Origin of the sequence: Rahnella ecdela, from assembly GCF_019049625.1 — a bacterium.
Lineage (GTDB): Bacteria > Pseudomonadota > Gammaproteobacteria > Enterobacterales > Enterobacteriaceae > Rahnella > Rahnella ecdela.
Window position 1 is genome coordinate 102,761 of the sequence record NZ_JAFMOY010000125.1, and the last position, 26,189, is coordinate 128,949.

Annotated in this window: 29 protein-coding genes and 3 pseudogenes; 31 read left to right on the forward strand and 1 reads right to left on the reverse strand. The window is 55.0% G+C overall.

All coding sequences use genetic code 11. The features are described 5' to 3' along the window. Positions 1–13 precede the first annotated feature (13 nt). The 3 genes from J1784_RS12160 to J1784_RS12170 are packed head-to-tail and all read left to right on the forward strand — an operon-like array spanning position 14 to position 2,128. Positions 14–703: a phage antirepressor KilAC domain-containing protein gene (locus J1784_RS12160; RefSeq protein WP_217149437.1), complete on the forward strand. Its 690-nt coding sequence runs from the start codon at positions 14–16 to the stop codon at positions 701–703. Continuing rightward, positions 700–1,713: a DUF968 domain-containing protein gene (locus J1784_RS12165; RefSeq protein WP_217149438.1), complete on the forward strand. Its 1,014-nt coding sequence runs from the start codon at positions 700–702 to the stop codon at positions 1,711–1,713. Before J1784_RS12160 ends, J1784_RS12165 begins: the two co-directional genes overlap by 4 nt. A 16-nt stretch (positions 1,714–1,729) precedes the next feature. After that, the gene (locus tag J1784_RS12170; protein ID WP_217149439.1) at positions 1,730–2,128 is read left to right on the forward strand and encodes an antiterminator Q family protein; all 399 of its coding nucleotides are present in this window, start codon (positions 1,730–1,732) and stop codon (positions 2,126–2,128) included. A 470-nt stretch (positions 2,129–2,598) separates the two neighbouring features. Here the strand turns inward: J1784_RS12170 and J1784_RS12175 are convergent, their stop codons facing one another. Then, complete coding sequence (locus tag J1784_RS12175) at positions 2,599–2,889, reverse strand: YdgH/BhsA/McbA family protein (protein ID WP_217149440.1); 291 nt, start codon at positions 2,887–2,889, stop codon at positions 2,599–2,601. A 643-nt stretch (positions 2,890–3,532) separates the two neighbouring features. Between J1784_RS12175 and J1784_RS12180 the strand changes: the two genes are divergently transcribed. The 28 genes and pseudogenes from J1784_RS12180 (at position 3,533) to cor (ending at position 26,171) form a co-directional block, all read left to right on the forward strand. Continuing rightward, positions 3,533–3,859, forward strand: coding sequence for a hypothetical protein (locus J1784_RS12180; protein ID WP_217149441.1), 327 nt, complete (start codon positions 3,533–3,535; stop codon positions 3,857–3,859). Between the two features lie 2 nt (positions 3,860–3,861). After that, a complete protein-coding gene (locus tag J1784_RS12185) occupies positions 3,862–4,392 on the forward strand; it encodes a lysozyme (RefSeq protein WP_217149442.1) in 531 nt (176 codons plus the stop codon). Then, positions 4,385–4,882, forward strand: a complete 498-nt coding sequence (locus tag J1784_RS12190) for a lysis protein (RefSeq protein ID WP_217149443.1) — start codon at positions 4,385–4,387, stop codon at positions 4,880–4,882. The genes J1784_RS12185 and J1784_RS12190 overlap by 8 nt, the downstream gene beginning before the upstream one ends. Before the next feature lie 85 nt (positions 4,883–4,967). Further along, complete coding sequence (locus tag J1784_RS12195) at positions 4,968–5,153, forward strand: hypothetical protein (protein ID WP_217149444.1); 186 nt, start codon at positions 4,968–4,970, stop codon at positions 5,151–5,153. Positions 5,154–5,448: 295 nt separating this feature from the next. Further along, positions 5,449–5,937, forward strand: coding sequence for a DUF1441 family protein (locus J1784_RS12200; protein ID WP_217149445.1), 489 nt, complete (start codon positions 5,449–5,451; stop codon positions 5,935–5,937). After that, positions 5,937–8,039 (forward strand): phage terminase large subunit family protein, encoded by a 2,103-nt coding sequence (locus J1784_RS12205; protein ID WP_217149446.1) that lies wholly within the window; start codon positions 5,937–5,939, stop codon positions 8,037–8,039. The genes J1784_RS12200 and J1784_RS12205 overlap by 1 nt, the downstream gene beginning before the upstream one ends. Then, on the forward strand, positions 8,036–8,254 hold the full coding sequence (locus J1784_RS12210; RefSeq protein ID WP_217149447.1) for a hypothetical protein: 219 nt from the start codon (positions 8,036–8,038) through the stop codon (positions 8,252–8,254). The genes J1784_RS12205 and J1784_RS12210 overlap by 4 nt, the downstream gene beginning before the upstream one ends. Further along, positions 8,251–9,726 carry a phage portal protein gene (locus J1784_RS12215; protein ID WP_217149448.1) on the forward strand — a complete coding sequence of 492 codons (1,476 nt, stop codon included), beginning with the start codon at positions 8,251–8,253 and terminating at the stop codon, positions 9,724–9,726. The genes J1784_RS12210 and J1784_RS12215 overlap by 4 nt, the downstream gene beginning before the upstream one ends. A gap of 49 nt (positions 9,727–9,775) precedes the next feature. Then, positions 9,776–11,734, forward strand: a complete 1,959-nt coding sequence (locus J1784_RS12220; RefSeq protein ID WP_217149505.1) for a ClpP-like prohead protease/major capsid protein fusion protein — start codon at positions 9,776–9,778, stop codon at positions 11,732–11,734. Between the two features lie 84 nt (positions 11,735–11,818). Further along, complete coding sequence (locus J1784_RS12225; protein WP_217149449.1) at positions 11,819–12,145, forward strand: DUF2190 family protein; 327 nt, start codon at positions 11,819–11,821, stop codon at positions 12,143–12,145. Next, positions 12,138–12,413, forward strand: coding sequence for a DNA breaking-rejoining protein (locus tag J1784_RS12230; protein ID WP_217149450.1), 276 nt, complete (start codon positions 12,138–12,140; stop codon positions 12,411–12,413). The genes J1784_RS12225 and J1784_RS12230 overlap by 8 nt, the downstream gene beginning before the upstream one ends. Positions 12,414–12,423: 10 nt before the next feature. After that, positions 12,424–12,978: a phage tail protein gene (locus J1784_RS12235; protein WP_112166087.1), complete on the forward strand. Its 555-nt coding sequence runs from the start codon at positions 12,424–12,426 to the stop codon at positions 12,976–12,978. Beyond that, positions 12,975–13,379, forward strand: coding sequence for a phage minor tail U family protein (locus tag J1784_RS12240; protein WP_112166089.1), 405 nt, complete (start codon positions 12,975–12,977; stop codon positions 13,377–13,379). Before J1784_RS12235 ends, J1784_RS12240 begins: the two co-directional genes overlap by 4 nt. A 7-nt stretch (positions 13,380–13,386) precedes the next feature. After that, positions 13,387–14,124, forward strand: a complete 738-nt coding sequence (locus tag J1784_RS12245; protein WP_217149451.1) for a phage tail protein — start codon at positions 13,387–13,389, stop codon at positions 14,122–14,124. A 10-nt stretch (positions 14,125–14,134) separates the two neighbouring features. Further along, complete coding sequence (gene gpG / locus J1784_RS12250) at positions 14,135–14,542, forward strand: phage tail assembly chaperone G (RefSeq protein WP_217149452.1); 408 nt, start codon at positions 14,135–14,137, stop codon at positions 14,540–14,542. Between the two features lie 20 nt (positions 14,543–14,562). Then, complete coding sequence (locus J1784_RS12255) at positions 14,563–14,877, forward strand: phage tail assembly protein T (RefSeq protein WP_112166094.1); 315 nt, start codon at positions 14,563–14,565, stop codon at positions 14,875–14,877. Then, a pseudogene (locus J1784_RS26880) lies at positions 14,858–15,721 on the forward strand (phage tail length tape measure family protein); the annotation flags it as partial. The gene J1784_RS12255 and the pseudogene J1784_RS26880, both read left to right, overlap by 20 nt. A gap of 6 nt (positions 15,722–15,727) precedes the next feature. Beyond that, positions 15,728–17,545, forward strand: coding sequence for a phage tail tape measure protein (locus tag J1784_RS12260; RefSeq protein ID WP_420803969.1), 1,818 nt, complete (start codon positions 15,728–15,730; stop codon positions 17,543–17,545). A 36-nt stretch (positions 17,546–17,581) separates the two neighbouring features. After that, positions 17,582–17,923, forward strand: a complete 342-nt coding sequence (locus J1784_RS12265) for a phage tail protein (protein WP_217149454.1) — start codon at positions 17,582–17,584, stop codon at positions 17,921–17,923. 69 nt (positions 17,924–17,992) lie between these two features. Next, on the forward strand, positions 17,993–18,331 hold the full coding sequence (locus J1784_RS12270) for a hypothetical protein (protein ID WP_217149455.1): 339 nt from the start codon (positions 17,993–17,995) through the stop codon (positions 18,329–18,331). Between the two features lie 77 nt (positions 18,332–18,408). After that, positions 18,409–19,146, forward strand: coding sequence for a phage minor tail protein L (locus J1784_RS12275; protein ID WP_217149456.1), 738 nt, complete (start codon positions 18,409–18,411; stop codon positions 19,144–19,146). Between the two features lie 2 nt (positions 19,147–19,148). Beyond that, positions 19,149–19,868, forward strand: coding sequence for a C40 family peptidase (locus J1784_RS12280; RefSeq protein WP_217149457.1), 720 nt, complete (start codon positions 19,149–19,151; stop codon positions 19,866–19,868). Next, positions 19,861–20,478, forward strand: coding sequence for a tail assembly protein (locus J1784_RS12285; RefSeq protein ID WP_217149458.1), 618 nt, complete (start codon positions 19,861–19,863; stop codon positions 20,476–20,478). The genes J1784_RS12280 and J1784_RS12285 overlap by 8 nt, the downstream gene beginning before the upstream one ends. Positions 20,479–20,532: 54 nt before the next feature. Next, positions 20,533–23,056, forward strand: a pseudogene (locus J1784_RS26885) (TipJ family phage tail tip protein); the annotation flags it as partial. 1,295 nt (positions 23,057–24,351) lie between these two features. Next, a pseudogene (locus J1784_RS26890) lies at positions 24,352–24,819 on the forward strand (DUF1983 domain-containing protein); the annotation flags it as partial. Beyond that, complete coding sequence (locus J1784_RS12300; RefSeq protein WP_217149459.1) at positions 24,820–25,134, forward strand: hypothetical protein; 315 nt, start codon at positions 24,820–24,822, stop codon at positions 25,132–25,134. Position 25,135: 1 nt separating this feature from the next. Continuing rightward, on the forward strand, positions 25,136–25,810 hold the full coding sequence (locus J1784_RS12305) for a hypothetical protein (protein WP_217149460.1): 675 nt from the start codon (positions 25,136–25,138) through the stop codon (positions 25,808–25,810). 124 nt (positions 25,811–25,934) lie between these two features. Beyond that, on the forward strand, positions 25,935–26,171 hold the full coding sequence (cor, locus tag J1784_RS12310) for a phage exclusion lipoprotein Cor (RefSeq protein ID WP_217149461.1): 237 nt from the start codon (positions 25,935–25,937) through the stop codon (positions 26,169–26,171). The last annotated feature ends 18 nt before the right edge of the window (positions 26,172–26,189 follow it).

The window sequence follows — 26,189 nt, forward strand, 5'->3', positions numbered from 1 at the left end:
GTGTGGAGTGATTATGTCGAACAGTTTGCTGTCAGGAAAAGTGGTAACGATGTCGAGCCGTGAGATTGCTGAGCTGGTGCAGAGTAAGCATAGCGATGTGAAACGTTCAGCTGAACGCCTCGCCGTTGGTGGAATTTTAACCGCGCCGTTGGCGCAGTTCGAATTTGAGCATAACGGAAACAGATATTTTGAATACCGGTTCAATAAGCGCGATTCGCTGGTGCTGGTTGCCCGGCTGTCACCCGAGTTCACCGCCGCGGTAGTTGACCGCTGGCAGGAACTGGAATCGAAAAGCCAGTTACCCCAGTCATTGCCCGAGGCTCTCCGCCTGGCTGCTGACCTTGCCGACGAAAAGCTGGCGTTGGAGTCACAGCTGGCGCTGGCCGCGCCGAAAGTTGATTTCGTTGATCAGTACGTCATTGCGAAAGGGTCTATGGGATTCCGGTCTGTCTGCAAGCTGCTAAAGGTAAAAGAACCTGAATTCCGGTTGTTCCTCATCGATGAAAAAATCATTTACCGGCAGGACGGACAGTTCACGCCCTACAGCACGCACACATCCGCAGGCCGATTTGAAATGAAGACAGGCACCAATCCGAATAATCAGCATGCATTCCGGCAGGCACGGTTTACCCCAAAAGGTATTCAGTGGGTTGCCGGGCTGTGGGCTGATCATCTTAGGAAGAAACAGGAGGTCCACGCGTGAGAGCATTGTTAAAACCGTATCCTCAGCGAGAACTGGGGATCGTGCAGTTCGCGCTGCCGGCGGACATGGTGAAGTTTTTCAGCAGTAAACGCCTGCTGATCACCAATGAACCTGCTGACCTGCATACCGTGCCAGATGGACTTGTGCCAGCAGAAGCACAATCACTTTCACGGGATCCGCGCCTGTCTGGTTTCCTGTCTTCCCCGGCAGTAATTGCCAAAGTCGGCGGCATGGCGGCGATGACGCTGTGGGTTAAACGCCACCGTGTGTGCCAATGTCCGGACTACAACGGGGAATTTCATCACCATGAGCTGGTGCAGGTTCCGCGCGGGCGTGGCGTGGTCTGCCTGTGCTGGGCGCATGACAACGAGTTTCGGGAAAAAGAATCGCCAAAACTGGACGCTACCGCGCTGGCGAACGCCGCTGAATTCGTGACTGAGGCAATCCGTCACCGGTATAGCTTACCGGAAGGGCGTAACCTGACGCTGCCGGAGCTGTGCTGGTGGGCAGTTTCGAAAGGGCTGGTTCATCAGTTGCCGGAAGAAGTGATCTGCGCGGCGCTGGGGATGAAATACAAGCCGCCAGGCGGACAACGGAAAGAAGCCGATGTTGACCCGTGGGAAAGACATCCTTCCGAGGTGCTGGCCAATAACATCAAACCTGTGCTGGCGCTCGCAATCGACCCGGAGACGCCGGAATCATATGTCCGGATCCCAAAGCGCCGCCGGTACGAAAACGCAAAATATACCCAATGGGTAAAGCGCCAGCCATGTTGTGGCTGTGGCAACGGGTCCGATGATCCGCACCACATCACCGGCAATGGCTTTGGTGGTATGGCAACAAAAGCGCATGACCTGTTCGTGATCCCGCTGTGCAGACGGTGTCACGACTCACTTCATGCCAATACCCAGGCATGGGAAGAAGAACACGGCACACAGGAATTTCTGGTGCTGAAGACAATAGACCGCGCGCTGGCGATGTGTGTCATCGCTACCGGCAAACAAAAATAAAAGTGTGGAGAGAATAATGCGTGATATTCAACTGGTACTGGCTCGTTACGGCGTTTGGGCTCGCGATAACTCCGGCGTGAGCTGGTCACCAATCGCGGCTGGCTTCAAAGGCCTGCTGCCGACTGAATCCAGCAAGGTCGAATCCTGCTGTGATGATGACGGTCTGATTGTAGATGCCGCAGTAGGCCGTTTGGCTGCCGTTCGTAAATCGGAGGAGGTAACGCTAATCATGCTGCATTACCGCTTTGGTCTGTCGAAAAGGAAAATAGCGAAGCTGTATAAGGTGAGTGAAGGCCTGATCCGCCAACAGTTACAGGTAGCGGAAGGATTCGTTGATGGTTGCCTGGCAATGACCGGCGCGGTGCTGGAAATGGACGCCTACACCCAGAAAATCCGAGTCGCGAAAGTCGCTTAAAATAGTTCTAGTGCGCTACGCAAAAACTCTTGTAACCTGTTAAGAGTGGTCACGTAGTCACAAAGCTTAGACATTTTCAGAACCTCGCTTAGGCGGGGTTTTGTCTTTTATGGGCATATGATAGGTTAATGCGGTTGCGGTGAATCCTACCTATGCGGTAGGGCTAATCAGCTTACCCTCGTAGAGAAGACAGCGAACCGAGGTTGGCTGGCCAACGGTTCACCGGGAGGCACCCGGCACCGCAACAACCAAACAATGCTTATCAGTATGCGAAGAAGGGATTACCCGGAGTGATTGAAAAGCACATTCGCATGAGTTCTGTGATGATGGTTTTGAGGCATGCGCGGTGATTTATTCATCTCAGTGCTCAGCCTAATGTTAATGAGAACCCGCCTTGAGCGGGTTTTTTCTTATGCAAGTTATAAAAAAAACCACGTAAAAATACGTGGTTTAGTAGATTTCGTTTGTGACTATTTGTCAGCGTCTTTATAGACTGTTGCTATCGCTTCAAAATTCGGGCCTTTCTGGCCAGCGGCGATGATGTGGTAATACTTACCCCCTTTCTCATCTGCTAACTTTGACAGTTCATCGTGTAATTCACTTGGAGAGCCGACTTTACCCCCTGATTCAGCGACTTTGATATTGTCGATTTTTACCAGTTTAAAGTGGGTAACTTCTTCTTTGGAAACTTGCTCGGCAGCCAATGCACTGAACGAGAAAACAGAGATAAGTAGGGAAGTAGCTAAAATAATTTTCTTCATTTAAACATCCTTTTAGTGTGGGTCGGTTTTTACTTAATGCCTCTGAAGATTAAACCAAATTTTTCTCTTAAGCCAAATTATGCGGGGGTTTTGTAAAGGTCCTGCTTTACATTTGCCGAGCGGGTCACAGTAGTGATAAATCCAATCTAACATCGGAGTCGCTTTTTGGATCGGAGGCGAGCACAAAACAAAGCTCAAGGTCACGAACGCGGCCACAGAGTGGTATCAAATAAAGAGCAACCCGGCATATAACAGGGTTTTGTTGTTTCTAGGGCAACTAATTTGGCGGCCTTTTTTTATGCCCTTAATTCGGTTGTGAAGACATCAATAGTGAGTAAATCTTTATCAATTTTTCACTTTTTATAGTGCTGGAAGTCAAATGGTAAGCAAAAAAAACCTCACATCTACTCCGAGCAGATAGTGAGGTAGCCAATCATCGGCCAACATCAGGGAAGTCAAAAAGATACAACTTTAATAGGTAATAGTTAAATATTTGTCAATCGAAATTAAGGGCTGCTAATTGGTGGCCCTTTCTGCATTTAGCGGCCAGTCAATCAGCTAATCGTTCATCCTTTCGCAAAAGGACTTCGCCGCTAAATTACTCTCGACTACGCACCCAACCGGACGACCGGAGGGGGAGACTATGAAAATGAACCAGCACGCTGACAATTTTTTTAATGGGGGCACAGTCCTGACCATGCTTTCTTCCATCGCTGGCTTCATTACTCTCGAGCGGGTCTATATGGCAACCGCTGTCATTGGTTTGATCATCACACTTCTTGGTTACCTGGATAAAAGAAGGGCTATCCAAGAGGCGCGTAAAAATGACAATGAGAGGCTAAAGCTTGAAAGGGAACTGAATCAGGCGACCATCGATTCTTTGAAACACCGACATGACACACCCGCCGTTAAAAAATACCCAGAAGTATCGGAAGGCATCAAAAACGTCCTTGAAGCCGCGAAGGACTAATCATGGCAAAGTTAAAAACAAAACTCAGTGCCGCAATGCTGGCGCTGATTGCTGCTGGCGCCTCGGCTCCTGTTCTGATGGATCAGTTTGAGGATGAGAAAGAAGGCACAAGCCTCATTGCCTACCCTGATCAGGGCGGCGTCTGGACAATCTGCGGCGGCGTGACGTATGTGAATGGCAAGCCTGTCCTCAAAGGCATGCAGCTGACGCGGGCACAGTGCGAAGTCATCGACAAAGCAGAGCAGGCTAAAGCGCTGGCGTGGGTTGATAAAAACATTCAAATCCCGCTGACCGAGCCCCAGAAAGTCGGTATTGCTTCGTTTTGTCCGTGGAACATCGGACCTGCGAAATGCTTCACCTCCACATTTTACCGGAAACTAAATGCTGGTGAGCGATTGGGTGCATGCGCTGAGATAAAACGATGGATATGGGACGGCGGGAAAGACTGCCGCATTCGCTCCAATAACTGTTTCGGACAGGTTCAGCGCCGTGATCAGGAAAGCGAACTAACGTGCTGGGGGCTGGATGAATAACAATTTACCGATTGTGCTGGCCTTCGTGGCTGGCGTGGCGCTGACCTGGTGGGTTGAGGGGTTGCGCTGGGATGCTGATGTTTCCAAACTGAATGAATCTCACACTGCCGCGCTGAAGAAACAAAGCGAACAGGCCGTGATTGACCTGACCAACCAGCAGAAGCGCACCGAAGCTGTACAGGCCGTGCTGGCGGCGCTTGATGCAAAACATACGAAGGAAATGGCAGATGAACAGGCCAAGAATGACCGGTTGCGCGATGATGTCGCTGCTGGTACTCGCCGGGTGCGAATCGCCGCGGCAAACCTTGCCACCTGCGAGCTCACCGGGAATAGCACTGCCGGCACCGGCGGCCTGGGCGATGCAGCACAAGTCGAGCTCTCTGGCGCTGGTGGACGGGCTGTTCTCGATCTCCGAGCCAGCGCCATCAAAGACGACAAAGTGATCCAATACCTTCAAGCCTACATTAGTAAAATTGTTGAGAAAAACTAACAATCACTTTTAAGACTTTTTGCAGTTTCAAACATCCCACTGCCAACTAAACTTAAAATGTTCTGTAATTAGTTTGGAGAACCGTATGGCAGAAAAAGATGCATATTCCATCTTACTGGAAGCCTCACATGGAAAGTTGAACTCGAATGATCTCTATAAAGGTAAACGCATTAATTCAGTGATAGAAGTGGCCCTTGATGCGATGAACGAGCTTGAAATGGAGATTCAAAGGTTGAATTACATTATCCGACAAAAGAACAAGCAAAACTAACCGCCTACGGGCGGTTTTTTTATGGGAGTTAATATGCAGGTCACTATTGATGGTGTCCCGTATGCGCCTGTGTGTAATTCGGGGGGCAGGGTGCAGACTATCTCGAGGGTAGTTTCAAATGAAATGATTAGCAGTGAAAGGTACTCCCGGAGGGGGCCTCTCCACGGGGCGGCGGACTCGCGGAAAACGGCTAGTTTTCGCGATCTAGGGTCATCATCATCATCTGCGCAGGTTATTGATTTTGCAGTATGCGAAATTGCAAAGATGTCGAATCGTTTAAAAAGTGTTCACCATCATGGACCAAGAAATCGCCGCGCTCAAACTGAACATCAACCAGCTTGCAGGGATCACCGGTGTGCATCGGCAGACGGTCGCAGCGCGCCTGAAAAACGTCGATCCCGCACCGGGCAGTAACGCGAAACTGAAATTATTTTCCGTCACCGATGTGTTAACCGAATTGATGATCCCGACGGTTTCTGGCGACGTGGCAGAAATGACGCCGTCCGACCGGCTGGCGCACTGGAAAGCCGAGAATGAGCGTCTGACCTTTGAACAAAGCATGGGGCAGCTCATCCCTGCAGAAGATGTGGCAAGAGAGTTTTCAGTGATGGCGAAAGCCGTGGTTCAGGTGCTGGAAACGTTGCCGGACGTACTCGAGCGAGATTGCGCCTTACCGCCGTCCGCCGTGATGCGTATACAAAATATTATTGATGATCTGCGTGACCAGATTGCGCAGAAGGTCACTGATGCAGAACCGGAGGAGGACACGTCTGAGGAGGACTGATGGCAAAGCGGGCTTCAGCGCGTGGCATCCGGAGAGATGTACCGGGCATTCTTAGCGCACCGCGGCGCATGCTGGTTGCCGATGCGGTCAGCCAATATATGCGCGTGCCGATGGGCGCGGGAAACTCCGTTCCCTGGGATCCGAATCTGGCACCGTATGTCGTCGACCCCATGAACTGCCTGGCATCCCGCGAGTACGACGCCGTGATCTTCGTCGGTCCATCCCGAACAGGGAAAACCATCGGTCTGATCGACGGCTGGATTGTTTACAACGTTGTCTGTGACCCTTCGGATATGTTGCTTATCCAGATGACGGAAGAGAAGGCGCGTGAGCACAGCAAAAAGCGCCTTGACCGGACCTTTCGCAGCAGCCCGGAAGTGGCTAAACGCCTGAGCCCGCGCCGTAATGATAACAACGTATACGACAGGACATTCCGGGCAGGGAACTACCTCAAAATCGGCTGGCCCTCCATTAATATTATGTCCTCGTCCGATTATAAGTGCGTTGCACTGACGGACTATGACCGATTCCCCGAAGATATTGACGGTGAGGGGGACGCTTTTACGCTGGCCTCAAAACGTACGACGACATTTATGTCTTCGGGCATGACGCTGGTGGAGAGCTCACCGGGTCGCGATATTCGTGATACCAAATGGCGCCGCAGTTCACTGCATGAGGCCCCGCCGACCACCGGGATTCTTTCTTTATACAACCGTGGCGATCGCCGACGCTGGTACTGGCCTTGTCCGCACTGCGGCGAACACTTCCAGCCCGCGAAAGACGTAGTGCAGGGTTATCAGAATATTGCCGACCCTGTGGTCGCCAGCGAGGCGGCATTCATAGAGTGTCCGCATTGCCGGGGAAAAATTACAGCAGGGCAGAAACGCGCACTTAATCAGAAAGGTGTCTGGCTGCGCGACGGTGAACAGATTGACCGTCATGGCACTGTCACGGGAACGGCCAGACGATCGCGCATTGCGTCATTCTGGATGGAGGGACCCGCCGCGGCGTACCAAACGCTTTCGCAGCTGGTCTACAAGTTGCTGTCCGCTCAGCAGGACTACGAGGCGAACGGCAGTGAAGAAACCCTTAAAGCGGTGATCAATACTGACTGGGGTCTGCCTTATATCCCGCAGTCCAGCGTTGAGCAGCGCAAATCTGAAACCCTGATGGCGCGCGCCTCGACCGTGACCAAGCGCACCGTGCCTGACGGGGTGCGTTTTCTGGTACCCACCGTTGACGTGCAGGGCGGGCGCAACCGGCGGTTCGTTGTGCAGGTTATTGGCTATGGCGCGCACGGCGAGCGGTGGGTCGTCGATCGCTACAACATCAAACAGTCGATGCGCACAGGGCCGAACGGCGAAAGCCTGCCTATCGATCCTGCTGGATACCTGGAGGATTGGGACTTGCTGCGCACTGACGTGTTGGATAAGACATGGCCACTCAACAGCAATCCAAGCCTATCAATGCCCGTGCTGGCGATGGCCGTCGACTCCGGCGGTGAAGACGGTGTGACCGGCAATGCCTACGAGTTCTGGCGCCAATGCCGACGCGATGGCGTGCACAAGCGCGTTTATCTCTTCAAAGGCGACAGCACCACCCGCAGCAAGCTGATCACCAAGTCCCTCCCGGACAATACCGACCGACCAAACCGCAGAGCCGAGGCTCGCGGTGACGTACCGCTTTACCTTCTGCAAACAAACATGCTCAAAGACCGGATCAGTAACGCGCTCCAGCGCGATACGCCGGGGGCTAACTACGTCCACTTTCCTGACTGGCTGGGGGAGTGGTTTTATGACGAACTGACCTATGAAGAAAGGGGCGCTGACGGCAAGTGGACTAAGCCGGGCAAGGGGGCCAACGAAGCGTTCGACCTGATGGTTTATGCCCATGCACTGGTGATTTTGCGCGGGTATGAGCGGATAAACTGGGAAAAACCGCCTTCATGGGCGCAGCCTATTGAACAATCCACACCGAGCACGCATTCAGAACCGCCAGCCCTGCCAGCCCGCAGTAACCATCCAAAACCGAAACCAACCCGCGCCAAGACAGAGGATAAACCTTCTGCCTGGGCGCCATCGACATCAGGAGGCTGGGTATGAATCAGGCCGATATTGAAGACATGATCCAGCAGTATATGACCGCCGAGCGCGCCGTTCTGCAGGGGAAATCCATCACGTTCAATGGGCAGTCCATGACGATGGAGAACCTTAGCGAGATCCGGGAGGGGCGGAGAGATTGGGAACGTCGGCTCTGCACGCTGCTGGCCTCCCAGCGCGGGCGACCGCAGTACCGGCTGGCGAGGTTCCCGCGATGAGCCTGATTGATGACGCAATTGGCCTGTTTTCACCCGGCTGGAAGGCATCCCGCCTGCGTTCACGCGTGGCAATAAACGCCTACGAGGCGGCATTACCGATGCGCACGCACCGGGCGAAGCGCGAAAACCGCAATGCCAACCAGCTTACCCAGTTCGCCGGACGTTCGATCCGCGAGCAGGCGCGCTGGCTGGACAATAATCACGACCTGGTGATCGGCCTGTTGGACAAACTGGAAGAGCGCATCGTCGGCGCGCGGGGCATCGTTGTTGATCCTCAGCCTATCCTGAAAACGGGGCTGGTGGCCGATGACCTGTCCAAACAAATACGTGCTGCGTGGGCGGAGTGGTCTATTTCTCCCGACGTTACCGGGCAGTTTACCCGCCCGGTCCTTGAGCGTCTGATGGCGCGAACCTGGCTGCGCGACGGCGAGGTTTTCGGGCAAATGGTTCGGGGTGCCGCACCCGGACTGACGCCGACGGCCAACATCCCCTTCTGGGTCGAGGCGCTGGAGCCGGATTACATTCCGCTTGAGATGAGCGATACCGGCAGGGGGATTTGCCAGGGTATTTATCTCAACAGCTGGGGATGCCCGACAAAGTACGTCGTGTATAAGAATCTGGTGACCTCCGGCGTGGCGCTGGGTAACACCAAAGAAATCGCTGCAGACGGCATGATGCACCTGAAATTCATGCGCCGTCTTCATCAGGTCCGCGGTAACAGCCTGCTCTCCGGCATCCTTATCCGCCTGAGTGCGCTGAAAGAGTACGAAGATTCTGAACTGACGGCCGCCCGCATTGCCGCCGCGCTGGGCATGTACGTGAAAAAAGGCGACGGCCAGACATACGGTGACGAAGGTAATGACAAAGGTCCCCGTGAGCTCAACATCGAACCCGGCATGCTTTTCGATGAACTGGCGCCGGGTGAAGAAATTGGGATGATAAAATCAGACCGGCCCAACCCTAACCTCGAGACGTTCCGCAACGGTCAGCTCAGGGCGGTGGCCGCCGGCAGCCGCAGCAGCTTTTCCAGCATCTCCCGCAACTATAACGGCACCTACAGCTCCCAGCGTCAGGAGCTGGTCGAGTCCTTTGAAGGGTACGGCATTCTTCAGGATGCGTTTATCGCCGCCGTGACCCGTCCGATGTACCGCAGCTGGTTGCAGATGGCCATCACCGCGGGCGTGATCAACGTGCCCCCCGACGTGGACACGGCGACGCTGTTTAACGCCGTGTACAGCGGACCGGTCATGCCGTGGATTGACCCAATGAAAGAGGCCAATTCGTGGCGCGTCCTTTTGCGCGGCGGGGCGGCAACGGAAGGTGACTGGATCCGGGCGCGCGGCGCTAATCCGGGCGATGTAAAACGCCGCCGCAAGGCGGAAGTCGACGAAAATAAAGCGTTAGATCTGGTCTTCGACACGGATCCGGCAAACGATAAAGGGGAAGCCAGTGCGCAAGAATCCAAGAAATAAACTTAGTGTGTCACCCAAAGCCTCGGCGGGCGATAAAAGCTGGTTCCGCATGAAGGCCAGCGGTGACAAGACCGCCGATATTTATATTTACGACGAGATTGGTTACTGGGGCGTGACGGCCCGCCAGTTTGCCAGCAGCATGAAAGCGCTGGGCGACCTCGACCATATCAACCTGCACATCCATTCACCGGGCGGCGACGTCTTTGACGGCATTGCCATTTACAACCTGCTGAACAGCCATACGGCCAGCAAAACCGTGTATATCGACGGCCTTGCCGCCTCAATGGCGTCGGTGATTGCGATGGTGGGCAACCCCATCATCATGCCTGAAAACGCCATGATGATGATCCACAAACCCTGGGGGATCACCGGCGGCGACGCCAACGACATGCGCGACTATGCCGACCTGCTGGATAAGGTCGAGGCCGTGCTGATCCCTTCATATGCAAAAAAAACCGGTAAAACCTCCGACGAACTTGCCCTGATGCTGGGTGAGGAAACGTGGATGACCGCTCAGGAATGCCTTGAGCACGGTTTTGCCGACCAGATCTCTACCGCGGTGCAGGCAATGGCCCGCATTAATTCAAAACGTATCGAGGAATTCGACGCTATGCCAAACGCACTGAAAAACATGATCACTAAGCCGAAAGCGACCACCCAGAACCCGCCGGCGCCGCAGAATCCGCCCGCTGCACCGGTTGTTCCTGCCCCCGCCGCACTGGATGAAAATACCATTCGTAATCAGGTGATTGCGGCGCAGAAACAGCGCGTCACGGGGATCAAAGACCTGTTCGCGATGTTCGGCGGCCGCCATCAGGAATTGCAGGCGACGTGCATCGAAGACATCGACTGCACGGTCGAGCAGGCCAAGGACAAGCTGCTGGTCATGCTGGGCAAAGACGCCAGTCCGTCGAATAAAAACGGCGGCAATGCGCACATTTACGCAGGGAACGGTAACTTTACCGGCGACGGCATTCGTCAGGCGCTGATGGCGCGCGCGGGCTATGAGGACCGCCAAAACGACAACGTCTACAACGGCATGACGCTGCGCGAATATGCGCGCATGTCGCTGACCGAACGCGGCGTCAGCGTGGGGGCGTTCAACCCGATGCAGATGGTCGGCCTTTCCCTGACCCACAGCACCTCTGATTTCGGCAATATCCTGCTGGACGTGGCGAATAAGTCCCTGCTGCAGGGTTGGGAAGAGTCGGAAGAGACCTTCGAAGCCTGGACGAAGAAAGGGCAGCTCTCCGACTTTAAAACGGCGCACCGCGTCGGCATGGGCGGCTTCCCGTCTTTGCGTAAGGTGCGCGAAGGGGCGGAGTACAAATACGTGACCACCGCAGACAACAGCGAAACCATCGCGTTGGCCACCTACGGTGAAATCTTCTCCATTACCCGTCAGGCCATCATCAATGACGATCTGAACCAGCTGACCGACGTGCCGATGAAGATGGGGCGCGCGGCGAAGGCCACCATCGGCGATCTGGTGTATGCGGTGCTCACCGGCAACCCTAAATTGTCTGACGGTAAGACGTTGTTCAGCAGCGATCACAAAAACCTGGCAACCGGCACCATTGACGTCACAACTCTGGATGCGGCTCGCCAGCTGATGCGCGTGCAGAAAGAGCCGACCACCGGGCGCACCCTGAACATTCGCCCGGCCTTCCTGCTGGTGCCGACCGCGCTTGAGACGGTCGCCAACCAGACGATCAAATCAGCCAGCGTGAAAGGGGCTGACGTGAACGCCGGCATCATCAACCCGATCCAGAACTTTGCGACGGTTATCGGTGAGCCACGCCTCGATGACAACAGCGCGAAAGCCTGGTATCTGGCGGCGGCGCAGGGCATGGACACCATCGAGGTGGCTTACCTGAACGGGGTCGAGCTGCCGTACATCGACCAGCAGGAAGGCTTCAACACCGACGGCATCGCGACGAAAGTGCGCATCGACGCCGGCGTGGCGCCGCTGGATTACCGTGGTCTGGTCAAGTCCAGCGGCCAGTAACATTTCCCCGCGTTACCTTCACGCCCGTCAGGGCTTTTTTTATACCTAAAATTCGCCCCTTCGCGGGGCGTATGGAGCTTTGTTATGGCTAAGAATTTTGTGCAGGAAGGGCAGACCATTTCCATTACCAATACCGGTCAGGCGGTGATTGAGGGCGGCGCCCCCGTGGTGCTGGGTTCCCTGCTCGTCGTCTCACTGGCGGATATTGCCCCGAATGAAACCGGTACGGGCATGGCGGAAGGGATATTCCTGCTGCCGAAAGTCTCCGCCGACGCCATTCCGGCGGGGACAAAAGTGTATATCGCGGACGGTGAAATCCAGCTGGCGGCGGCGGATGCCGTGGCGGCGGGGATCGCGTGGGAACAGGCCGGTGCAGGTTCGACCGTCGTTGAAGTCAAAATCAATGCCTAACCCGTTCGATGCGCTGGCGGCGCGGATGGATGCCACCACCGTCGCGCGCTTTGGGCGAGACGTGGCGATTAACGGCGCCGTGCTTACCGGCGTTGAAAGCCACTTTTTGCCCGAAATGGGGCCGGTCAGCGGTGACGGCCTGTCCGTGGTGATTTTTTCTGCCGCTTACCGGCCTCACCGTAACGATCAGGTGATGTATCAGGGCGAAAGTTACATCGTCACCCGCCATCAGGTGTTTAACGGAAAGCCGCAAATCTGGCTGGAATAAAGGGGAGCACATGACCATCAAAGGGCTTGAACAGGCGATCAGTAATCTGAACAACATCAGTAAGACCGCCGTTCCCCGCGCCTCGGCGCAGGCCGTGAACCGGGTGGCGGGGCGGGCGATCAGTCGGAGCAGTTCGTCGGTATCGAAGGAAACGAAGGTGCCGAGAAAGCTGGTCATGCAGCGCGCAAAGCTGAAAAAGGCCACGATGAACCGGCCTGTCGCCACGTTAAAAATCAACCGGGGCAACCTGCCCGCCATCAAGCTCGGGGCCGCGCAAATGCGTATCTCCCGGCGTAAGGGCAACGTGCGCGGGCAGGGCAGCGTGCTGAAAATCGGGCGCTTCACGTTCCGCGACGCCTTTATTCAGCAGCTTGCCAACGGACGCTGGCACGTTCTCCAGCGCTCGGGGAAAAGCCGGTACCCGATTGACGTGGTGAAAATCCCCCTGACGACGCCGCTGACCAACGCCTATACGGTGGAGACAAACCGCCTGATGCAAAGCGATATGCCCAAAGAGATGGCGGCGGCTCTGAAAAATCAACTGAGGCTTATCGTTAAACGATGATAAAGCACCCGAAAATCCGCAACGCCGTGCTGGACGCACTCAAGCTTTCGGTGACCGCCCCCTCCGTGACCTGGTATGACGGTCGCCCGAGCTTTTTGACCGCCGAAGACCTGCCCGCCGTCGCCGTCTATCTTTCGGGCGCTGAACCTACCGGGGAAACCCTCGATGAAGACGAATGGCGGGCAACGCTTCACGTCGAGGTTTTTCTCAAGGCGGTGAGCCCCGACACCGAGCTCGACCGGTGGATGGAGCAGCATATTTATCCGGTGGTAGGCGACATCCCGGCACTTTCAGACCTTATCGAAAACATCACGCCGGAGGGCTACGACTACCAGCGCGATGATGAAATGTCGACGTGGGGCTCTGCTGACCTGCGTTACACCCTGACTTACTTAATGTGAGGAATCTATGACCACACAACTCGAACCGACCAAAGGCGCGGGCACCACGCTTTGGATTTACACCGGCAGCGGCGATCCCTATGCCAATCCGTTATCGGATCAGGACTGGACGCGGCTGGCGAAAATCAAGGAGCTGACGCCGGGTGAAATGACGGCGGAATCCTACGATGACACCTATCTCGATGACGCCGACGCCGACTGGAACGGCACCGCGCAGGGGGCTAAATCGTCGGGTGACACCTCCTTTACGCTGGCCTGGAAGCCGGGCGAAAGCGGCCAGCAGGATCTGGTTAACTGGTTCTACGACGGCGCGGTGCGCGGGTACAAAATCCGTTACCCCAACACTGCCGTGGACGTTTTCCGGGGCTGGATCAGCAGCCTGGGCAAAGCGGTACCGGTAAAAGAGGTGATCACCCGCACGGTGAAAATCACCAACACCGGCAAGCCGGCGCTGGCGGAGAGCAATCAGGCCGCCGCGGTTCCGGTCTCGGGCGTCACCGTCACCCCGTCCGCCGCGAGCGTCGTGGTCGGGCAGAACAGCGTCATTGGCGTCACAGTCTTGCCTGACGGCGCGACCAACGGTTCTTTCAGCGCGGCGTCATCTGACCCTTCCGTTGCCACCATCACCGTCTCCGGCAAAAACGTGACGGCCAAAGGCGTCAAAGCGGGCACGGCGCAAATCATCATCATGACCAATGAGGGTCAGAAAGTGGCCATCTGTAACCTGACCGTCACGGCGGCCTAACGGAGCGAGCATGTTTTTAAAGTCTGAACTGTTTGAGTTTAACGGGGCGAAAACCACGCTGTATGAGCTCTCGGCGCTGCAGCGCGTTGAGTTGCTGCATTATCTGGCGGCGCAGGAAAAGGCCCTGCCGAAAGATGAGCCTGATGATCAGACTCTGGCGTCCGCGCTGGTCGAGCTCAATATCCGCGCCGGCGCGATGATCATTGCCATGTCGCTCTGGCACAGTGAGTCGCCAAAGCCGGATATTCACGACCTGCAGCAGCAGGTCATGAGCACCTGGCCGGTCGAGGCCATCGGCAAAGCGGATACGCAGGTCAAAATCCTGTCCGGCATGCTGAACCCGGAGCAGGGCGAGGTCACCACGGAAGCTGCGCCCTCAGAGTCGGTCGCTGAAGAGGAGACGGCGGAAAAGCGCTAACCCGTGAAAAGGGCTTTGTTATGCAGCTGGCGCGCGAGTTGAGACGACCCAACTGGCGCACCATGCTTTCAAACATGTCCTCCAGCGAGCTCGAGGAGTGGCATCAGTTCTATCAGACCCATTACTTCGAAGAGGCGTTACTTGATGCCCACTTTGCCTCGCTTAGCCTCCATATTTTATCGCTGGTGTGCGGGGAAACAGAACTGACCGCGGGCCATTTTAGCCTGCTTAAACCCAAGGTCGTGGAAGAAAATCACGAACCTGATGATGAACAACTAATGGCGATCGCAGAAAGCCTGCCAGGAGGAGTGCGCTATGGCCCAGCCAGTGGGTGATCTGGTCGTTAATCTTGACGTTGACGCCGCGAAATTCAATGAACAGCTCGGCTACGTGCGTAAGCAGTTTACCGGGCTGAGCGCCGCCGCCGTTGAGACGTCCGCCCAGGTTCAGCAGTCCTTCTCCCGTCAGGAGCTGGTGGCAAAACGGGTGGGGATATCCGTGGGGCAATACAACAACGCCCTGCGCAACCTCCCCGCACAGTTTACCGATATCGCGACCCAGCTCGCCGGTGGGCAAAGCCCCTTCCTTATCATGCTCCAGCAGGGCGGACAGGTTAAAGACTCCTTCGGCGGCGTATCGAACCTTTTCCGGGCGATTCAGGCGGCGCTCTTTGGCGTCAGTGATTCGGCTGACAAGTCTGAAGATTCGTTATCTGAGAATGCCAATGCGCTGGCGGAGAACGCCGAAAATCTGGGGAAGGTGCGTGGCCTGCTCACGCCGGCGACCCTGGGCTTTGTGGCGCTGGCCGTTGCCGTGGTGGCCGTGGCCTATTCGTTTGTAAAGGGTCAGGGGGTGCTCAGCGAATTTAACAAATCGCTGGTGATGACCGGTGACCGCTCGGGGCAGACTGCCAACAACCTGCTGGTTATGGCCGAGGCGATTGTGCAGGGCGGTGACTCCTTTACCGCCGGTACCGCGGCGCTCAATGCGTTAGTCAAAGCGGGGGCCAATCTCGGGGAAAACTTCCTGGGCGTGGCCACCTCCATTTCGACCCTGTCCGACGCCACCGGCACCAAAGTAGAAGATTTAGCGGCGGCGTTTGGCCGCATTACCTCGGATCCGCAAAGCGGGATGCGGGCGATGGCCGAGCAATATGGTCACGTTACCGCCCAGCAGCTGGACTACGTGAAAAGTCTGCAGGACTCCGGCAAATATACGGAGGCGCTTAACTACGCGAACACCGCTGCCGCCGCCGGCTTCAAGGACATGGCCGGGAACATTAAAGAGAACATGGGCGCGCTGGAGACCGCGGCGGACTACGTCGGCGACTCCTTCAAATCCATGTGGAACCGCCTGCTGGATATTGGCCGGGCGGACTCGCTTCAGAAACAGCTCGCGGACGCCACGGACAGGCTGTATGAGCTGGATAAAGGGCTGAGAAACACCGCCGCACAGGGGCAGCAGCGGTTTGGTCTGGAAACGGCGCGCGATCAGGCACGCCAGATGGTCTCCTCCCTGACCGAGCAGCTTCACGCCGAGCAGCGAAAAACCGACGAAAAACAGAAGCAGTCAAACCTTGAGCGCAGCTCGCTTCAGAATCAGCAGCACTTCCAGTCGATTTCTGACGCGGGTCAGAGCAAGGAAGAGCAAAGAACGCAGGAGTACCAGCGTCTTAATCAGTACATTGCCGAACGCCGCCGGCTTAATCAGGCGCTGAGCGACGATGAAATTGCCCAGATTAAAAAGGGTATTGAAGAGAAATATAAAGATCCGAAAACGCCCAAAGCGAAGGCGATCACCACCTCAGCGGGGGACAAGGCGACGGATAATGCGCAGGGTGAGCTGATGACCCTGCAGGCCCAGCTCAAAGTCCTGCAGCAGCACACCAGCGTGAACGACGTTATCAGCCAGCAGCGCAAAGACCTGTGGCAGACGGAGAATCAGTATACGGTGCTGGAGCAGGCGGCCAGCACCCGCCAGCTGTCTGCGCAGGAAAAGTCCCTGCTGGCGCATAAAGAAGAAACGCTGGAGTACAAACGGCAGCTGGCGGCGATAGGGGATAAAGTCGCGGCCCAGCAGCGTCTTAATGCGCTCTCCGATCAGGCCGATAAGTTTGCCCTGCAGCAGTCTGCAAAGCGCGCTGCGCTGGATGCTCAGGCGGATGGCGTTTCATCAAAACAGGCGGAAAGAGCCGCGACGCTGCAGCGTCTGCAGGAAAGCTATGCCTTCAATCCTGACGCTCAGAAACGGGTATTGCAGGAGCAGCAGGCAACGTATGCGGCAGAGGACGCGCTTCGGTCGAACTGGGTGGCGGGCGCGAAGCAGGGCTGGGCCGAATACGCCGAATCTGCAACCGATGTATTCACTTCGGTGCAACAGGTGGCGCAGGCGGGATTCAACGGCCTTGCTGACAGCCTGACAAGCCTGACGACCACCGGTAAAGCCAGCTTTAAAGAGTTTAGTGTCTCTATTTTAAAAATGATCGGTCAGGTCATCAGCCGGTTAATCGTGGCCTATACCGTCCAGACCGCGCTGGGGTGGATCAGCAGCAGCGCGTCATCTTCATCCTCAAACACATCCTTCTCATCAGGGGCCTACAGTAATTTGCAGCTGGCTTATAACGGCGGCTATATCCGCGAGTTTGACGTGGGCGGCTACACCGGGCACGGCGGTAAGTATGAGCCCAAAGGCATCGTTCACGGCGGGGAGTTCGTTTTCACCAAGGAGGCGACTAGCCGTTTGGGCGTGGCTAATCTTTATCGCCTGATGAAGGGCTACGCCACGGGTGGATACGTGGGATCCGGCGGGGCGGCGGGCAGGTTCGGTGCGACCGACATCAGCGTTTACGCCCCGGTGACCATCGGCGAGCAGTCTTCATCGAATGACGTCAGCAGCAGCGATACGGCAAACACCGCCAAACAGCTGCAGGGCATTGTTCAGCAGACAATATCGGACAGGCTCAGGAAGGAAATGGCTCCCGGCGGCCTGCTGTATAAAAAATAACTCCGCATGACGCATTCTGTAATTTTGGGAGAAGTGATGCCTACAGACACCTTTACCTGGCGAACGCAGAAAAGCGCCCAGGGTACTGATACGGTCAGAACGCTACAAGCGCAGTTCGGCGACGGCTACAAGCAGGTTGCCGCCAGTGGAATAAATGCCAAAGCTGAAACGTGGAACCTGAGCTGGACGGGTAAAAAATCGGAGGCGTCGGCGATCCGTCAATTTCTTCTGAGCCACGTGATTTCATCCTTCTGGTGGACGACTCCGTGGGGAGAGCGGCTCCTCTGGCGGGTAAAGTCTGATTCGGTGTCGGTCAGCTTTCCCGCGGGAGACAAGGCGACGCTGAGTTTCACTTTCGAGCAGGCGTTTGCACCATAACCATTTTGTATTACCTTACGCTCGCTCGGTGTTAGGATAATGCCATTTGTAACGGATGGGGATAGGGAAATGAAGGCTAAAATATTATTGTTTGCCATTTTTGCGTTAGTCGGTTGTCAATCACTAAATGATACACGAGGTAATGGTGAGGAGTTGACATTTATATCAAGAAATAGCGTTGACGAAGTTTCGCAATGCATTCTTGTTAAATGGCAAAATGAAAAAGATATTTTCGGTGTTCCCTATGGTGCATTCATTCAGCCATTTCCAGATGGAAAAACAGTCTATGTGAATGGTAATTATTTCATAGCTGATGTGACATCATCTGGGATAAATAAAACTACAGTTAAATTATATCAACTAGTATCGAAAGATAAATGGATTAAAATTACTAATAGCTGCCTTTAATCGATGCATTTAAAAGTAAAACACTGATAAAACAACTAAGCCCGCTTTATGCGGGTTTTTTATTGCCCGGAGTAAATATGAGTTTTAATCAGGATGTTCAGGCGCTGGAGCCGGGTCAACTGGTTCAGCTTATTGAAATAGACGGTACGGAATTTGGGTTTGATACCATCCTCAGATTTCACGCGCATAACATCGATGCCAACGGCTGGAAGTCATTTGCTGCTGAAAACCTGCCTTCAATTATCTGGCAGGGTAATGAATACGATCCGCACCCCTATGAGTTAACCGGTCTGGAGCTATCCAGCACAGGGTCGCAGCCAACGCCAACGCTTTCGGTAGGTAACGTGGGCAACTATGTTACGGCGCTGTGTCTGCAGTACGACGACATGGTGAAAGCGAAAGTCAAAGTTCACACCACGCTGGCCAAATATCTTGATGCTGCGAACTGGACGGCGGGAAACCCTACTGCCAGCCCGATTGATGAACGCGTACAGCTTTACTATATCAACGCCAAAAAAGCCGAGACGCGCATCCAGGTAGACTTCGAGCTGTGTTCGCCGTTCGATGTTCAAAGCCTGCAGTTGCCGACCCGCCAGATAACCCCGGTGTGCACCTGGTGCATGCGTGGATGGTATCGAACGGGGACCGGCTGCGATTACAACGGCACTAACTACTTTCTGAAAGACGGCACGCCGACGAGCAATCCCGCGCTGGATGTGTGCGGCGGCCGGATGTCGGATTGCAAGTTGCGTTTGGGTACCGAAAACCCGCTACCCTTTGGCGGCTTCCCGGCGGCCAATCTGCAGGGGAAATAATTATGCGTGAAAAACTCATCAGCGAAATCCGCGCGCACGTGGCCGCTGAATATCCGAACGAAGCCTGCGGGCTGATCGTCGAAACCGGTACCGGACAGCGTTTTATTCCCTGTCGCAACATTGCCGAAAACATGGCTGAAACCTTCATGCTGTCGCCGGATGATTATTTGGCGGCGAACGAGATCGGGGAGGTGATTATGGTGATCCACTCACACCCCGATGTGGTGCAGCTGGTGCCGTCAGAAATGGATCGCATCCAGTGTGACCACTCCGGCGTGGAGTGGGGGATCATGTCGTGGCCGGACGGTGATTTTTGTACGCTGTCACCGCGGGGCGACCGCGAGCTTGCTGGCCGCCGCTGGGTGCTGGGCCATGCTGACTGCTGGTCGCTCATCATGGACTACTACCGTATGGAGCACGGCATTGCCGTAAATAATTACTCGGTTGACCGTGAGTGGTGGGTCGACGGGAAAGAAAATCTTTATGACGATAACTGGCTAGCGGAAGGGTTTGTAGAGGTCGATGCTAGCAGCATGCAGCCGGGCGACATGATCATGATGTGCGTACAGGCGCCGGTGACCAATCACGCGGCGATTTATCTCGGTGATAACATAATGATTCACCACATGTTCGGCAACCTCTCTGCACGCGTTCCTTATGGCAAATATTATCGGGATCGGACGGTTCGCGTCGTCCGGCGGAAGGAGTTAGTTAATGCTTAAGACCATGACCCTTAAAGGTGCAATCGGAAAGAAATTCGGCAGGGTTCACCGTTTCCACGTGGCGGACATCAACGAGTTTTTGCGCGCGATGTGCTCCCAGGTGAAGGGCTTCAAAAAGTACGTTTCAAACGCCCATCTCAACGGGGTGAAGTTCGCTTTCTACAGCGGCAAAAACAACATCTCGCTTGAGGAGTTCGACATGTCCGCGGCGGCGACCGAGTACACAATGGTGCCGGTGATTGAAGGAGCGAAACAGGCAGGCATGTTGCAGATCGTGATTGGCGCTGTTGCTTTAGTGGCGGCCTTCTTTACCGCTGGCGCTTCATTCGCGGCGTTTGCCGGGATCAGTGCGGCCACGGCGACGGCAACCACCACAGCGCTGATAGGTATTGGTCTGAGTATGACCATCGGCGGCGTGGTGCAGATGCTTACGCCACAGCCCAGTTTTAACGTCGGGGCATCGTCTGACTCCGACAATAAAGCCAACTACGCCTTCGGCGCACCGGTCAACACGGTGGCAATGGGATACCCCGTGCCGCTGCTTTACGGCCAGCGTGAAATCGGCGGCGCAATCATCAGCGCGGGGATTTTCTCCAGCGATCAGCAGTAACCGTAATACAATTTTCAATTAACCCGCTCCGGCGGGTTTTTTTATGGGTGAAATATGCGACTTCTTGACGGCGAAACCATTATTCAGGGTGCGAAAGGCGGCGGCGGGAGTGCTCATACGCCGGTCGAACAGGCCGATGATCTGTTGTCCGAAGCGAAACTTAAGATGGTTCTGGCGCTTTCCGAGGGCGAGATTCAGGGCGACCTTATCGCGCAGCAAATCTTCCTTAACAATACCCCGCTGGCGAACGATGACGGCACCTATAATTTCACCGGCGTGAAGTGGGACTACCGTAAAGGCACACAGGACCAGACTTACCTGCAGGGCATGCCTGAAATTGATAACGAATCCTCGGTGGGCATCGAGGTGAAAGCCTCCACGCCGTGGACCCGGCAATTCTTAAACCTGATGCTCGATGCTGTCCGGATCAAGCTGAGCCTGCCGATTCAGTACCAGTACAAAGAAAACGGCGACATGGTCGGCACTGTCACGGAATATGCCATCGACCTTTCTGTCGACGGTGCGGCGTATAAAACGGTCGTCAACGGCAAGTTTGACGGAAAAACAACGTCAGAATATCAGCGTGACCATCGCATCGATCTGCCTGACTCGGCGTCAGGCTGGACAATCCGCGTGCGCCGCATCACTCCAGATTCAACCTCAACCAGGCTGATTAACGCCTTCAAGGTGTTTTCTTTTGCTGAGGTCATCGACAGTAAGTTGCGCTATCCGAATACCGCGCTGCTTTATGTCGAGCTCGACTCCAGCCAGTTTAACGGCAGCGTGCCGAAAACCACCTGCAAGCCAAAGGGTAAACTGATCCGCGTACCGACCACCTATGATCCGGTGACCAGAACCTACAGCGGGACGTGGTCAGGTGATTTCAAAATTGCCTACAGCAATAACCCCGCGTGGATTTTTTACGACCTGGTGCTCGATGAAATTTACGGCATGGGTAACCGCGTTGACGCAACCATGATCGACAAATGGGAGCTGTACAGCATCGCCCAATACTGTGACGCTGCAGTGTCCGACGGAGCAGGAGGCACAGAACCACGTTTTACCTGCAACGTGTTCATCCAGAACCAGCAGGACGCCTACACCGTATTGCGGGATCTGGCCGCCATCTTCCGCGGCATCACCTTCTGGGGAAACGACCAGATTTTCGTGCGCGCCGACGTTCCGCAGGACGATGTGGATTTTACCTACCACAGCTCAAACGTGGTCGACGGCATGTTTACCTACGCCGGGGGCTCCTATAAAAACCGCTTTTCTTCCTGTCAGGTCAGTTGGTCAGATCCGATTAATCATTATTCTGACACGATCGAGAGCGTGTATGAGCCTGAGCTTGTCGCCCGATATAACTGGAATGAGACACAGCTGACGGCCATTGGCTGCACATCTCAGAGCGAGGCGCACCGCCGCGGGCGCTGGGTGATCCTGTCCAATGCGAAAGACGGCACCGTGTCCTTTGGCGTTGGGCTGGACGGTTACATTCCCATGCCGGCAGAAATTATTGGCATCGCTGACCCGTTCAGAGCCGGGAAAGCCAACGGCGGACGCATCAGTGCGGTTAACGGCAACAACATTACCGTTGACCGGGTAGCGGACTACGGCATCGGCGCCCGTCTGGTAGTGAATCTGCCCGATGGAACGGCGCAAACCCGGACGATCAGCGGCGTCAGCGCTGATAAGAAAACGTTCACCGTTGCTACTGCCTACCGCATGACGCCGGTGAGCGGCGCCGTATGGGCCATCGACAGCGATAACTTAGCGATTCAATATTTTCGTATCACGTCAATCTCATCGAACGACGACGGCACGTTCACGATTGCGGGCGTGCAGCATGACCCGAATAAATACCGTTACATCGATGACGGGGTGAAAGTCGATTCAGCACCGATCACTGTGACGCCAACCAACGTGATGAAGGCACCGGCAAATATCGTGGTCACAGAAGTTGACCATATCGCGCAGGGGCTTACCGTCGCGTCGCTGCAGGCGTCCTGGGACAAAGTGGAAGGGGCGATCAATTACACCGCGCAGTGGCGCAAGGACAACGGCGACTGGGTTAACGTAGGTAAGACCAGCGCGCAGGGTTTTACCGTTCAGGGAATATATGCGGGCGTGTACGACGTGCGCGTCCGGGCGATCAACGCCGTCGATGTATCCTCTCCGTGGGGATACGCGGATTCGACCACGCTGAACGGTAAAGTGGGTAAACCCGGCACGCCGACAAATCTGCTCGCCAGCGACAACGTCGTCTGGAATATCAACGTGACCTGGGCATTTCCTGCAGGCAGCGGTGATACCGCCTATACCGAGTTGCAGCAGTCCACGACTGATGACCATCAAAACCCGACATTGCTGGTGACGGTTCCCTATCCGGGTTCGTCGTATCAGCACGGACCGATGGCGGCAGGCGTTCGCCGCTGGTACCGCGCCCGGTTGGTTGACAGGATTGGTAACGCAGGGGAGTGGACTGAATTCGTCATGGGGACGTCATCGGTCGACGTGTCCGAGATACTGGGCGACATCGCCGAAGAAGTGCTGAATTCTGACGTGGGCAAGCAGTTAGTTTCTCGGGTTGATTCTGTAGAGGATAGCGTCAAAGAGCTGGATGACGCTGTCACGTCTGCCAACGATAAAATTGATGCAGCTAATACCCACATCGATCAGGTGAACACGGATCTGCAGGGCAAGGTTACTGCCGCTAATACTCACATTGACCAGGTGAATACAGACCTGCAGAAGAAGATCACCGATATCACCGGCGGAGACGCTTCATCCATTGCTGATGTCATATCGCAAATCGAGACATTGCAGGACGTTGATTCCTCGATGGCGACGCGAATTGATGCGGTTGTGGCGAAAGCCGACGGCAATACCGCAGCGATTGCCAGTGAAGCCACCGCGCGGGCAAGCGCTGACTCAGCATTGAGCACCCGCGTAGATACAGTCACTGCAACGGCGAACAACAACAAAACCGCAATCACCACGGAAACAACGGCCCGAACTACGGCAGATACCGCGCTCGGTACCCGTATCACGAACCTGACGACCACCGTTGGCGGCAACACCACGGCCATCACCACTGAGCAGAAGGCCAGGGCGGATGCCGACTCTGCACTCGGCACCCGCATTGACTCAGTGAAGGCAACGACCGACGGCAACACCGCTGCGATTGCCAGTGAAACAACAGCCAGAACGAGTGCTGACAGTGCGCTGAGCACCCGAATCGATACCGTGACCGCGTCAGCTGGAAGTAACGCCGCGGCGATAACCGCCGAAGCGAAATCCAGAGCCGATGCGGATGGCGCCCTTAGCACGCGTATTGACTCAGTAAAAGCGACCACTGACAGCAACACGACTGCCATTACGTCGGAAACCACAGCGCGAACTTCTGCTGACAGCGCCCTGGGTACCCGTATCGACGCTGTTAAAACCACGACAGACGGCAACACCACCGCCATTACGTCAGAAGTGACGGCGCGGACGACCGCTGATAATGCCCTGGGATCAAGGATTGATAGTGTTAAGGCCGCGACTGATTCTAATACGGCATCCATTTCATCTATTCAGACTGCCCAGACCGATGCCGACCAATCCATGACAACAGTGATCAACAACAATGAGTCCAGCTACATCGCCAGCATTGAAACGTCGCTGGCTAATGACCGTGACTCGAAGGAGCAGCGAACGGCAACAGGCCAGGTTAAACAGCAGGTTGTTGAGTTCAATGCGCGTATTACTGAAACGCAAAGGACCGTTGCTGACGGGCAGCAGGCGTTCGCTGAATATCAACAAACGGTATCCGCATCAATTCAGGATCTGAACGATGCTAATTCTGAGCTATCAGCGACGGTGCAGACAACTTCATCGGCACTGGTTGACCTGAACGGTAAGGCCTCGGCGCAGTGGGGCATTAAGTTAGGGATAAACAGCAACGGCCAGTATTACGCCGCCGGTATGGGGATCGGGCTGGAGAATACGCCTGCCGGCATGCAGTCGACGGTGGCGTTCCTCGCAAATAACTTTGTGGTGATGTCGGACGTGAACGGCGCGCCGAAAGCGTTTTTTGCCATTCGCAATGGGCAGACTTTCATGAATGAAGCATTTATAGGTGAAGGCACCATTGATAACGCCAAGATCGGCAACTTCATTCAGTCAACGAACTACGTGGCTAATGTCTCCGGCTGGCGGCTGGATAAAGGCGGCACCTTTGTTAACTTTGGCTCTGGCTCCGGCGGCAAGATGAAAACCACCAACTCTACGATCAGCGTTGCAGATGGTAACGGAGTGCTGCGCGTGCAGATCGGCGAACTGACGGGGGTATTTTGATTGGCGAATTTTGGTATTCAAACCTGGAGTGCTTCGAGAACCCCAAATAATACGGGGCTGGTGAGGATCCTGATACTGGGCTCTATCTATCTTTCAAAAGACCAGGTGTCGGGGGCATGGTCGTATGCCGTGCCCGCTGGTTATATGGTGGCCGCCATGCAGTCTCCGGTCATGGGGGCTGCGCTTTCATCGGCCCGGCGAAAAATCACGACGACAACGACCGGCGTATCCCTCTCAAATGCCGGTTCTGATTATTCAACCGGGACGTTCACGGCGGCAGAGGGCTGGCTAATCGTCTACTTAGTGAAGCAATAACATGGCAAATTACGGGGCAATATTGGTCGATGAGTACGGTATTCCATTCTCAACGCCAGACACGACGCCGATGAGTCTGATCTCAAAGAATGTGTACAACTTTGGCGGAAGCGGTGGGGTGATTAACTTAGCCGTCTCTGTTTCCAGCCCCTTTGTTGTTGCCTTTAAATCCGACGTAACCGGTGTCTATGGACGGCTGGATAATAACGGTGGGGCATACACGCTTACGGTAGGCAGACTTGCCGGCGGCAGCGTAGGTAACGTCACTGTTTATATTTTTGGCATCGTCATCCCCCAGCCGAAACCGGCGTGGGGGATAGCGATAAACGACGCTCAGGGACGGTGCATACTGACCAATGAAACCAAGGTGATGAATCCACCCATCGCTGTTGGAACGCCGGGTAATCCGGCCAACCTGGGGTACAACATCGATACCACACTCAGCGGAAATTACGCGGTAATGCCACAGATGACGGGCTTAATGGTAGGCGTTATTCATTCTGGGGGCGCAACGCGCCCTTTCCAGTCACCCATTCAGACCTATGCATACTTCAACGGGTCAACTACTCGAATATCCTCTACCCAGACAGACAGTCCGGGAGGTGATCAGCTCGAGAATGTTGGCTATGCAAACTCAAACGACGTGGTATACGCACTTGATGTATCTGCTTATTAATCAATTAATTGAGATAAACGATCGTTTTCAACGATCAATTTCAGACAATTGATCTATTAAACCAATTATACCCTCATAAATATCGTTGTTATCGTTCTGTCATCAATATTTGTGGGACATAAAAATGACAAAAATTATGATGGCAATTGGTCTGGCGGTTTTGGTTTCCGGGTGCTCAGGCATTCTTGAGAAGCAGGCGCCCGTCTGTACTGGAACAGCATTGATCGCAGGGCAGGAAACTACCGTACAGATTTATGGCGTACGCAAGGTTGCCAGCCAAACCCAGTATAAAGCCGGTGACCCTTTTGGCTGGCGCTGGGTTAGCAGATCAAACTTCACATCGACGACGTGTGAAAAATAAATTACCCAACCTAAACAG